Source organism: Paraburkholderia sp. RL17-368-BIF-A (genome assembly GCF_046054045.1).
Classification (GTDB): Bacteria; Pseudomonadota; Gammaproteobacteria; order Burkholderiales; family Burkholderiaceae; genus Paraburkholderia; species Paraburkholderia graminis.
Window position 1 is genome coordinate 1 of the sequence record NZ_JARESN010000017.1, and the last position, 11,415, is coordinate 11,415.

Annotated in this window: 10 protein-coding genes; 6 read left to right on the forward strand and 4 right to left on the reverse strand. The window is 64.8% G+C overall.

Translation table 11 applies throughout. The features are described 5' to 3' along the window. Nucleotides 1-903, reverse strand: a 903-nt coding sequence (locus P0D87_RS24780; protein ID WP_459252723.1) for a DNA translocase FtsK 4TM domain-containing protein, incomplete at its 3' end; no start/stop codon positions are given. A 170-nt stretch (nucleotides 904-1,073) separates the two neighbouring features. Next, on the reverse strand, nucleotides 1,074-1,622 hold the full coding sequence (locus tag P0D87_RS24785; RefSeq protein WP_006048358.1) for an META domain-containing protein: 549 nt from the start codon (nucleotides 1,620-1,622) through the stop codon (nucleotides 1,074-1,076). Between the two features lie 257 nt (nucleotides 1,623-1,879). On the opposite strand from P0D87_RS24785, the gene purT reads away from it, so the two are divergent. From purT to P0D87_RS24815, 6 genes are all read left to right on the forward strand, one after another. Next, complete coding sequence (gene purT, locus P0D87_RS24790; protein ID WP_053857747.1) at nucleotides 1,880-3,103, forward strand: formate-dependent phosphoribosylglycinamide formyltransferase; 1,224 nt, start codon at nucleotides 1,880-1,882, stop codon at nucleotides 3,101-3,103. An 86-nt stretch (nucleotides 3,104-3,189) separates the two neighbouring features. After that, nucleotides 3,190-3,438 (forward strand): DUF6726 family protein, encoded by a 249-nt coding sequence (locus P0D87_RS24795; RefSeq protein WP_029969968.1) that lies wholly within the window; start codon nucleotides 3,190-3,192, stop codon nucleotides 3,436-3,438. Between the two features lie 22 nt (nucleotides 3,439-3,460). Further along, entirely contained in the window at nucleotides 3,461-3,817 is a 357-nt protein-coding gene (locus P0D87_RS24800; protein ID WP_029969966.1) for an MliC family protein, read from the forward strand. Between the two features lie 282 nt (nucleotides 3,818-4,099). Further along, complete coding sequence (locus P0D87_RS24805) at nucleotides 4,100-5,752, forward strand: acetolactate synthase large subunit (RefSeq protein WP_053857748.1); 1,653 nt, start codon at nucleotides 4,100-4,102, stop codon at nucleotides 5,750-5,752. 76 nt (nucleotides 5,753-5,828) lie between these two features. Beyond that, nucleotides 5,829-7,265, forward strand: a complete 1,437-nt coding sequence (locus tag P0D87_RS24810) for an aldehyde dehydrogenase family protein (protein ID WP_053857749.1) — start codon at nucleotides 5,829-5,831, stop codon at nucleotides 7,263-7,265. Nucleotides 7,266-7,807: 542 nt separating this feature from the next. Further along, nucleotides 7,808-9,289 (forward strand): DEAD/DEAH box helicase, encoded by a 1,482-nt coding sequence (locus P0D87_RS24815; protein ID WP_006048352.1) that lies wholly within the window; start codon nucleotides 7,808-7,810, stop codon nucleotides 9,287-9,289. Nucleotides 9,290-9,421: 132 nt separating this feature from the next. Here P0D87_RS24815 and gluQRS read toward each other — a convergent pair whose 3' ends face one another. Further along, nucleotides 9,422-10,321 carry a tRNA glutamyl-Q(34) synthetase GluQRS gene (gluQRS, locus tag P0D87_RS24820; RefSeq protein WP_053857750.1) on the reverse strand — a complete coding sequence of 300 codons (900 nt, stop codon included), beginning with the start codon at nucleotides 10,319-10,321 and terminating at the stop codon, nucleotides 9,422-9,424. Between the two features lie 74 nt (nucleotides 10,322-10,395). After that, nucleotides 10,396-11,259: a sulfurtransferase gene (locus P0D87_RS24825; protein ID WP_029969960.1), complete on the reverse strand. Its 864-nt coding sequence runs from the start codon at nucleotides 11,257-11,259 to the stop codon at nucleotides 10,396-10,398. Between the last annotated feature and the right edge of the window lie 156 nt (nucleotides 11,260-11,415).

Here is an 11,415-nt window from a genome sequence, read left to right on the forward strand (position 1 = left end):
ACCAACACCACCAACACCACCAACACCACCAACACCACCAACACCACCAACACCACCAACACCACCAACGCCGACCTTCGCACCCGCCCCCGACCGCGGACTCCCTTCCCGCAACCACCCAGCCGGCGCAACCGGCTCAGCCGGCGACCAACCCGATTTCCCAGCACCGGACGCAGACACCGGCGTCTGCCCCGAAGCCTGCCGAGCGGGCATCGCGCTACCAGTCCGCAACACCGGCTCAACTGGCGCAACCTGGCCGCGCGTCACACCTTGCCCGCCACGCCACCCTTGCGCAGCCGCGCGCGCTCCCGCATCCCGGCCAGCAGCCGGTCCAGCCGCCACCGAACCCGCACCGCCGACAGCCGCACCGCCCGCAACCCGTCCCTTGACAGGCGGCCGCCACACGGTCGGCCGCGCGTAGCGCCCCTTGCTTTTGGGCGCCATCGTGTTCATCGAACTGGAGATGTGCGGCGGCGCACCGTCGTCGAGCGCGCGATGGCGGCGCGCTTCGTCGTCGCGTTTCGCAAGACCGCGCGACGCGAGGCCGAGGCCGAACGCGCCGTCCGCCCACGCGAGGAACTCGCTCCAGTGAAAGCCGATCAGCCACGGCAGGCTGACGACCAAGAGCGCGAGCGCCGCGAGCGGCGTGCCGATATGCCCGAGCAGATGGCCGAAGCCCGCCGCGAGCGCGTGACCGATCGAGTTCATACCGGCCGCGCCGATCAGCGACGCCTCGAGCGTGCAGCTCGCCACCATCGCACAGATGAAGCCGAGCCATAGCCGGATCGTGCCGGGGCCGCGCAAGCCCGCGCCGCCCGGCAACATCGACTTGATGAGCCGCCAGATGAGAGGAATGAACCAGACGGCCGACCCGCCGAACCAGCCGAAAACTACCGTGTGCATACTAGACATCGACGAATGACGGATTGGCAAAAACGCAATCCGTCGAGTTTAAACCGGCGAAGCGCAACGCTTCGAAGGCGGACGCAAGTATGCCTGCGTCCTCGTGCAAAGCGGGCGGCGCGCCGGACAACTCGAACTCACGCGCCGTTCGCTTCGCCACTATTTCCCGCTTATTTGTCACTACTGCCGCTGCGCTCGAACACCAGCGTATCGCCGTTGTCGAGCACGAGCTGCATCTGCTGCGGCGCGCGCATCTGCACGCCGGTTCGCGCGATATGCGTGAGCGCGTTCAGATAAGTGCTTTCGATCTGTCCGCCCGGCGTCGCGCAGGCCATGCGCGTGCCGCCGAGTGTGCCGAACGAGAGCTTGCCGTCCTTCAGCGCGTACGAGCCCATATAGCGGTTACAGCCGGAAAAGCCGCTCGCGTGCCGCTGGCCTCCGGCGGTCGAAAGCGTCAGCGTGATCGGCGTGCCGAGGTTCGCGAACGGAACCGTGCGCGCCGTGCCGTCCGACTGCTTCCATGCAGTGAGCGTCCAGCTCGTGTCATCGAGCAATTGCGTCGCGGCGGGGTTGAACGGGTCAGGCGCGGCTGCTTCCGAATCCGGATGTTTCGGAATCGCGCATGCGCCGAGCAGCGCCGCGACGCTCAACGCGGCGAGGGCCGTGCGCGCGTAAGGGGCGATGCGCGCAAGACGTCGCGTGGACAAGCGTGGTTGCATGGCGTCGTTCCTCTTCAAACTGGCAAAGGCGTAAGGGTAACGCACTCGGCACGCGGCGCGCTCGTGGACATTGGCGCGAACTGACTAGGCGCTGCCTGCGTGCGCCGCGCCGTGCCGTGCGGCGTCATGTAGCGACCCGTTGCGCTTCGCGTGCGGATTAAAACCGGCCGCCGCGAGCAAGCCGCGGCGAGGGGTCCGCATGTTAACATCGTGTTCCACCCAATCCCACCCTCATCCGACTTTTATCTGGAGACCTCATGCAGATCGGCCAACGGATCGGCACGCCCCTTTCTGAATCCGCCACGCGCGTCATGCTGCTCGGCGCGGGCGAACTCGGCAAGGAGGTGATCATCGCGCTGCAACGGCTGGGCGTCGAAGTGATTGCCGTCGACCGTTATCCGAATGCGCCGGGGCATCAGGTCGCGCATCGCTCGCACGTGATCGACATGACCGACCGCGCCGCGCTGCGCGCACTTGTCGAACAGGAGCGTCCGCATTTGATCGTGCCGGAAATCGAGGCGATCGCGACAGACGCGCTGGCCGCAATCGAAACCGACGGCATCGCCGAAGTGATCCCGACCGCGCGCGCCACGCAACTCACGATGAACCGCGAAGGCATCCGGCGCCTCGCCGCCGAGGAACTGGGCTTGCCGACCTCGCCGTATGCATTCGCCGATTCGCTCGATGAACTGCGCGCGGGCATCGCAAAAGTGGGCTATCCGTGCGTCGTGAAGCCGGTCATGTCGTCGTCGGGTAAAGGGCAATCGGTACTGCGCAGCGACGCGGACGTCGAACCGGCCTGGCAATACGCGATGGCCGGCGGCCGCGTGAATCATGGGCGCGTGATCGTCGAAGGCTTTATCGACTTCGAGTACGAGATCACGCAGTTGACGGTGCGCGCGGTCGATCCGTCGAACGGCGAAGTCGCCACGTATTTCTGCGATCCGATCGGCCATGTGCAGGTCGCGGGCGATTACGTCGAATCGTGGCAGCCGCAGCCGATGAGCCCGCTCGCGCTCGAGCGTTCGCGCGAAGTCGCGCACAAGGTCACGGCCGCGCTCGGCGGGCGTGGACTCTTCGGCGTGGAACTTTTCGTGCGCGGCGATGACGTATGGTTCTCGGAAGTCAGTCCGCGTCCGCACGACACAGGCCTCGTCACGTTGTGCTCGCAACGCTTTTCGGAATTCGAACTGCACGCGCGCGCGATTCTCGGTTTGCCGGTGGACACGTCGTTGCGTGCGCCGGGTGCGTCGGCCGTGATTTACGGCGGGCTCGACGAGGCCGGTATTGCATTCGAAGGCGTCGCCGCCGCGCTTGCCGTGCCGAATGCGGACTTGCGTCTCTTCGGCAAGCCGGAGAGTTTCGTCAAGCGCCGCATGGGCGTTGCGCTCGCGACCGGCGAGAACATCGGCGAAGCACGCTCGCGTGCGAAAGAGGCTGCGGCGGCGGTGCGTCCGGTGTCGGCGAAATCCGCGCGATGATGTGCGCCGGGCTTATGTCCGCAAAGCTGGTGTGAATGATCCGAGCCCATCGAACGAATCGCGGGTTCATTGAAGTCGAGGTAGGTATGTCGCAGGAATCCCCGCAGGAATCCAGTTACGAAGCGGCGCGCGTGGCAACGCGGCGCACCGCGGCCGGCTCTGTCCGCACGCTTGGTTCTCTCGGCGTGCTGCTCGCGCTGTGCGCCGGATTGACGGGCTGCGGACTCGCGGCCGCGCCGTGCCGCATTGCGTCGGCGGGGCTGAAGATCGTGCCGGTGGTCGGACACGTAGCCGCCGCACCGACCGACGCCTGCGCCGATGTCATCGACCCTTGATCCGCAACGACCGGGGCATCCAATGAAAAAAACGCTGCTTGCAGTGAGCCTCGCGGCGATCTGCGGCTATACGTTCGCCGCGCCCTCGCAGCTCGACGAGGTTCAGGCCAAAAGCCGCCAGACGCGCAAATACACGTGCGCGACCGGCAAGATTCTGCACGTCACTTACTGGAACACGGCCAATGGCCAGAGCTTCGCGCTCGTGCCGGTGAAGGGCAAGCAACTGCTGTTCGTCAACACGATAGCGGCGTCGGGCGTGAAATATCAGGCCGGCAGCTATACGTGGTGGACCAAGGGCCCGCGCGCCGATCTCTACGACGTCATGGCCGGCGAGGACGCAACGCCGGTTTTGTCCGACTGTATTACGCTCAATCGCTGAGCTTAGGGTGAGCTTCGACCGAACGCGCCCGCTCGACATCATCGAGCGGCGCGTCGAAGCCGCCTGTTTCTTTCTTCAGCCACGCAGCATTGCCAGCGTGCGCGCATCATTTCCCCCTGAGTAGTAAGCTGTCCGGCGTGACCTTCGGCGCGTCGCCGCGACGGTTGCTGTCGTCGCGATCATCACCGTCTTTTACAGTCGCCCCGAGTCTCCGAAAGTCCGTTTCCGCTCACCCACGGCCCGGCGTCACGTCCGCGTCCATACCATCAAGCGAGACCCTCCATGAAAGCATCGGACCTGTTCGTCAAATCGCTGGAAGCCGAAGGTGTCGAGTACGTGTTCGGCATCCCCGGTGAAGAGAATCTCGATCTTCTAGAATCGCTGCGCCGCTCGAAAATCCGTTTGATCCTGACGCGTCACGAACAGGCGGCGGGCTTCATGGCCGCGACCTATGGACGCCTGACTGGCCGCACGGGCGTCTGTCTCGCGACGCTCGGCCCCGGCGCCACCAACTTCGTGACCGCGGCCGCGTACGCGCAACTGGGCGGCATGCCGATGCTGATGGTGACCGGCCAGAAGCCGATCAAGTCGAGCAAGCAGGGCCATTTTCAGATCGTCGACGTCGTGCGGATGATGGAGCCGCTCACCAAATACACGCGCCAGATCGTGTCGATCGCGAATATTCCGGCGGCCGTGCGCGAAGCCGTGCGGCAGGCGGAAGAAGAACGCCCCGGCGCCACGCATCTCGAACTGCCCGAGGACGTCGCGCATGAGGAAGGCGACGGCAAGCCGATTCCGAAGAGCTACAGCCGGCGTCCGGTCGCGGAAGAAAAAGCGGTCGCGCGCGCGGTCGAGGCGATCACGAAAGCGAAGCATCCGTTGCTAATGATCGGCGCGGGCGGCAATCGCAAGACCACGACGAAGATGCTGCGCGAATTCGTCGACCAGACCGGCATTCCGTTTTTCACGACGCAGATGGGCAAGGGCGTGATCGACGAATCGCATCCGATGTGGCTCGGCAACGCGACCTTGTCCGATGGCGACTTTGTGCATCGCGCGATCGATCACGCCGACTGCATCATCAACGTCGGGCATGACGTGATCGAGAAGCCGCCGTTCTTCATGCGCAGCGGCGAGGCCGGCGAGAAAACGGTGATTCATGTGAACTTCCTCGGCGCGGAAGTGGACACGGTGTACTTCCCGCAGATCGAGGTGGTCGGCGACATCGCCAACGCGGTGTGGCAACTGAAGGAAAGCCTCAAGGAGCGTCAGGAGCATTGGGACTTCACGCGCTTCAAGGAGATCAAGGAGCATTTCGAGGCGCATCTGGTGAAGGGCCAGCACGACGACCGCTTTCCCATGTATCCGGTGCGCGTGGTCAACGACGTGTACGAGACCACGCCGGTGGACGGCATCGTGTGTCTGGACAACGGCATGTACAAGATCTGGTTCGCGCGCTATTACCGCGCGCACGAACCGAATTCGCTGTTGCTCGATAACGCGCTGGCCTCGATGGGCGCGGGCTTGCCGTCGGCCATCGCCACCAAGATCGTGCATCCGGAGCGCAAGGTCATGGCCGTGTGCGGCGACGGCGGCTTCATGATGAACTCACAGGAACTCGAAACGGCGGTGCGTCTGAAGCTCGATCTCGTGATTCTGATTTTGCGCGACGACGCGTTCGGCATGATCCGCTGGAAGCAGGAGAACATGAACTTCCCCGACTACGGCATGACGCTGGCGAATCCGGACTTCGTCGCGTATGCGCAGAGCTATGGCGCAAAGGGGCATCGGATCGAATCGGCGGAGCAGTTCGCGCCCTTGCTGCGCGAGTGTTTCGCGACGCCGGGCGTGCATGTGATCGACCTGCCCATTGACTATTCGGATAACGAGCGCGTGCTGAACCGCGAGATCAAGCGGCTGTCCGCGCAATTGTGAGCGGCGCGGGTTCGGCTTCCTGCTCGTGCAAGAAGGCCCGAGTTGCCGCTGTCATCTATCGGAAGGAGAACGCGTGATGTTGAACAAGACCTACCCGTACTACCTCGCGAACGAAGCGGTGGCTGCGAATACGGATCTCGAAGTCACCGACAAATTCAGCGGCGAAGTCGCGACGCGCGTCGCGATGGCCGACGCGGCCGCGATCGACAAGGCGATCGGCTTCGCGGTCGATGCAATGCCCGCGCTGCGCGCGTTCCCGCCGTTCAAGCGCCAGGCGGTGCTCGAGCATTGCGGGAAGCGCTTTCGCGAACGTTACGACGAACTCGCGCTCGCGCTGTGCATCGAGGCGGGCAAGCCGATCAACGATTCGAAGGGTGAAGTCACGCGGCTAATCGACACGTTCAAGGTCGCGGCCGAGGAAGCCGTGCGCATCGACGGCGAGATCGTGAATCTGCAGATTTCGCCGCGCGCGAACGGCTATCACGGCTATGTAAAGCGCGTGCCGATCGGCCCGTGCTCGTTTATCTCGCCGTTTAATTTTCCGCTGAATCTGACCGCGCACAAGGTCGCGCCGGCCATCGCCGCGGGCGTGCCGTTCGTGCTGAAGCCGGCAAGCCGCACGCCGGTCGGCGCGCTGATCATGGGTGAGATTCTTGCGGAAACGGACCTGCCGAAGGGCGCGTTCTCGATTCTTCCCGCGCATCGCGACGGCGCCGATCTCTTCACCACCGACGAACGCTTCAAGCTGCTGTCGTTCACCGGCTCGCCGGCGGTGGGCTGGGAGCTGAAGAAAAAAGCCGGCAAGAAGAAGGTGATTCTCGAACTGGGCGGCAATGCGGCCGCGATCGTCGACGGCGATCAGGGCGGCAAGCTCGACTACGTGGTCGACCGGCTCGCGTTCGGCGCGTTCTATCAGTCGGGGCAAAGCTGTATCGGCGTGCAGCGGATTCTCGTGCACGCGAGCCTCTACGACGCGCTGCGCGAGAAGCTGATCGCTAAAACCAAGTCGCTGGTGATGGGCGATCCGAAGGACGAAAAGACCTTCGTCGGGCCGATGATCTCCGAATCGGAATCGAAGCGCCTCGCCGGCTGGATGGAAAGCGCGGTGCAGGCGGGAGCGAAAATCGTCGCGGGCGGAAAGGTGGAAGGCGCGATGTTCGAGGCGACGCTGCTCGAAGGCGTGAAGCGCGACACCGACCTGTATCGCAAGGAAGCGTTCGGGCCGGTCGCCATTCTGGAGCGTTTCGACGATTTCGGCGCGGCGCTCGCGACCGTCAACGACAGCGACTTCGGCCTGCAGGCGGGCGTCTTCACCGATTCGCTCGCGCACGCGCACCGCGCGTGGGACGAACTGGAAGTGGGCGGCGTCGTGATCAACGACGTGCCGTCGTTCCGCGTCGACAACATGCCTTATGGCGGCGTGAAGGACTCGGGGCTCGGGCGCGAGGGCGTGCGCTACGCGATCGAGGACATGACCGAGCTGCGTCTGATGGTGATGCGCGAGACGTGGTGAGGCGCGAGAGTTGGTGAGGCGCGAGAGTTGGTGAGGCGCGAGAGTTGGTGAGGCACGCGAGTTGGCGAGGCGGCGAGATTCACGGGCGGCGCGCACTGCAATGCACGCGATTGCCTGTAGCGGCCGCAAAATGGGCCGAATAGCGGCGGGCAAGGTGTTGCTCGACGCTGCGTCTGCCGGGACCGGCTGCGACGACAGCAGCACGGTCCCGCAAAACCGCTTTTCCGCTCTGTCATGCGACTGTCGTTTCAACGCACTACGCTCGCCGGGCGAGGCGCACGGCGGCGCGCGCCGGGATGCGGCGCCGTGCCTTTGCCGCACAAGCAGAAAGCCGGCGCATGCGCCATGAGTGTTTTTGCTGAAGTGCTACAATACCGGCCTTTCCGGCGGGTATTTCCGCCGGCCGGAGCCGGCCGCATCCTTTCCCGCAATAGCGACGGGTCCCGTGCGGAACGCCGTGGCTCCGCCTTCATCCTGATGCCTTCTGCGGTTCCGACCGCTGCCGCGCGCACGCGCCAAGCGCATTTTTAGCGAAAGCCACCATGTCCGACACAGCCGTCACGCCCAGCACTGCGACTTTTGACCAATTCGGTCTCGCACCCGACATCCTGAAAGCAGTCAAGGAATCGGGCTACACCACGCCCACGCCGATTCAGGCGCAGGCCATTCCTGTCGTGCTGGCAGGCCGCGACGTCATGGGCGCCGCGCAAACCGGCACCGGCAAGACCGCGAGTTTTTCGCTGCCGATCATCCAGCGGCTGTTGCCGCAGGCAAGCACGAGCGCGTCGCCCGCGCGCCATCCGGTACGCGCGCTGATCCTCACGCCGACCCGCGAACTCGCCGACCAGGTTGCCGCGAACGTCCAGTCGTATGCGAAGCACACGGCGCTGCGCAGCGCCGTGGTGTTCGGCGGCGTGGACATGAACCCGCAGTCCGAGCAGTTGCGCCGCGGCGTCGAAATTCTGATCGCCACGCCGGGCCGTCTGCTCGATCACGTGCAGCAGAAAACCGCCAATCTGGGCCAGGTGCAGATCCTCGTGCTCGACGAAGCCGACCGGATGCTCGACATGGGCTTCCTGCCGGACTTGCAGCGCATTCTGAATCTGCTGCCGAAAGAGCGTCAGACGCTGCTGTTTTCGGCCACATTCTCCGGCGAAATCAAGAAGCTCGCGGCCACGTATCTGCGCGATCCGCAAACCATCGAAGTCGCGCGCAGCAACTCGACGGCGACCAATGTCACGCAGATCGTCTATGAAGTGGCCGAGGGCGACAAGACCGGCGCCGTCGTCCAGTTGATCCGCGAGCGCAGCCTCAAGCAGGTGATCGTGTTCTGCAACAGCAAGATCGGCGCGAGCCGTCTGGCGCGCAGCCTGGAGCGCGACGGCGTGGTCGCGACCGCGATTCACGGCGACCGAACGCAGAACGAGCGTATGCAGGCGCTCGACGCGTTCAAGCGCGGCGAGATCGAGGCGCTGGTCGCAACGGACGTCGCCGCGCGCGGTCTGGACATCGCCGAATTGCCGGCCGTGATCAACTTCGATCTGCCGTTCAACGCGGAAGACTATGTGCACCGTATCGGCCGCACGGGCCGCGCGGGCGCTTCCGGCGACGCGTTGTCGCTGTGCAGCCCGAACGAGCGCAAGCAACTGGCGGACATCGAGAAGCTCATCAAGCGTCCGCTCGAGGTGCTGCGTCTGACCGTGGACACGCCTGTGCGTCATCATCACGAAGAGCGCGCGCCGCGCCGTGAGCGCAGCGAAGGTCGCGAGGGCCGTGAGGGTCGTGAAGAGCGGGGCGCTCGCCGCCGTTCGGGTGCGCCGTCGGGTTCGTACGACCGGCCGCATCATCACCGCGCGCAGCCCGTGGACGATTTTTTCCTGAAGCCTTACGAGCCGTCGCCTGCTTCGGTTCGCAAGGTGGAAGAGGCCGAGGCCGCCGGGTCCGCGCCGCAGAAGCCGTCTTCGAAGCAGCCGCTCGCGGCGTTGCTGGGAGGGTTCGGCATGCCGCGGAAGTCGTCGTCGTAAGGTTGGTTGTTGCGGGCTCGTCGTGCGGGCTCGCCCCGAGCCGCACCGTCCCAAGATTTCGCGCCAAGCCGCTTAACCGCGGGGCACGCATTGCCAGGCGCGTTAGTTAGCCGTGAAACGGCCACGCGCATATCACACGGTCAAGCGCATTTTCTTCGACCATGCCGCAGTAGCTGCGGCGTAGAAATCATCCAGCGTGGCGTGCACTGAGCCGCTCGCGCCGCCATCCGCCAGATTCAATCCCAGGTGCGTTGCCGCCGCGTTCAGCGCTTCGAGCGGCTTGTCGCAGTCGAGCGCGGTCGCTCCGTTCTGCTTGCTCAGCTTTTCACCGTGCTCGTTCGTCACTACCGGTACATGCAGGTAGCGGGGCGTCGGCACGCCGAGGCATTGCTGAAGGTAAATCTGCCGCGCCGTCGAATCCATCAGATCCGCGCCTCGCACAATGTGCGTGATGCCCGCGTCGGCGTCGTCGACAACCACGGCCAGTTGATATGCCCACTGGTCGTCCGCGCGTCTCAGCACGAAATCGCCGACTTCGGTGGCGAGATTCTGCGTCTGCTTGCCCTGCCAGCGATCTTCGAATGTGATGACAGCCGCGTCGCCGTCCGGCACGCGCAGCCGCCACGCGCGCGCCGGCTTGCCGTGCAGGCCGTTGCGGCACGTGCCCGGATAGGCGAGCGTCGTGTTGCGCGCATGCGCGTGCAGCAGCGAGTCGGCGATTTCCTTGCGCGTACAGCCGCACGGATAGACGAAGCCGGCCGCCTTCAACTGTTCCAGCGCTTGGCTGTAACGCTCGACGCGGGTGCTTTGCCAGACGGGCGGCTCGTCGGCGCGCATGCCGAAGCGCTCGAGCGTGGCGAGAATGTCCTGCGCGGCGCCCGGCACCGTGCGCGGGCCGTCAATATCTTCGACGCGAACGAGCCATGCGCCGCGATGCGCGCGCGCGTCGAGCCAGCTTGCGAGCGCGCTCACCAGCGAGCCGAAGTGCAGTGGTCCGGTAGGCGAGGGCGCGAAGCGTCCGCGATAGGTCATGAATCGATGCGTTGGAGATTGATTCCGTGCGCGGTGAGAAGCGGCCGGCGAAAAACGCCGCCGCGCCAAGCCGCCTAAGCCGCGCGAGCCGCCTTGCTATCCGGATGGCAGTGCGGACACGTCTTGCCCGCCACATACATCGGCGATTTCTGCTCTTCGGGCGTCACCACCGCACGGCAGCCGAAGCACTGCGCAGTCGCGGTCGGCTCGAGCTGCGGATTAAGGGCCGTGCGGTAATCGAACACGAAGCAGTCGCCGTGATAATGCGCGCCGCCCACTTCCTCGAAATATTTGAGGATGCCGCCTTCGAGCTGATACACGTGCTCGATGCCGACCTCTTTCATATGGATCGCGGCCTTCTCGCAGCGAATGCCGCCCGTGCAGAACGATACGACCGTCTTGCCTTCCAGGTCCGCGCGATTCTGCTCGATCACTTCCGGGAATTCGCTGAACTTGGTGATGCGATAGTCGAGCGCATTGTCGAATGTGCCGACATCCACTTCGAACGCGTTACGCGTGTCGAGCATGACGACGGGACGGCCCTGGTCGTCGTGACCGCGGTCGAGCCATGTCTTCAGCGTGGAGGCGTCGACGAATGGCGCGCGGCCGAGTTCCGGGCGAATGGCCGGCTTCTTCATCGTGATGATTTCGCGCTTGAGCTTGACGAGCATGCGCGTGAACGGCTGCTTGTCCGACAGGCTTTCCTTGAACTGCAGGTTCGCGAACTTGCCTTCGAACAGCGGATCGTGACGGATGTAGTCGATAAAAGCGTCCGTGTTCTCGCGCGTGCCCGCGACGAACAGGTTGATGCCTTCGGGCGCGAGCAGAATAGTGCCGCGCAAGCCGAGCGCATTGCAGCGCTCGGTGACGTGCGGGCGCCAGGCGGCGGTGTCTTCGATGGTCGCGAAATGATACGCGGCGAGATTGACGATACTCATGGGTGTCCAGCGGTAATAAGTGGCGGCGTGGGGCCAGGCGGGCGCGCGGTGCGACCGCGGGCGGCGCGCATGCCTCGCGAGCCCGAAAGCCTGTTGGGTGCACTCGAACGCGTCAGAGCATTTGAATGCCTTGCGCCGCAGCCACGTCGGATAGGC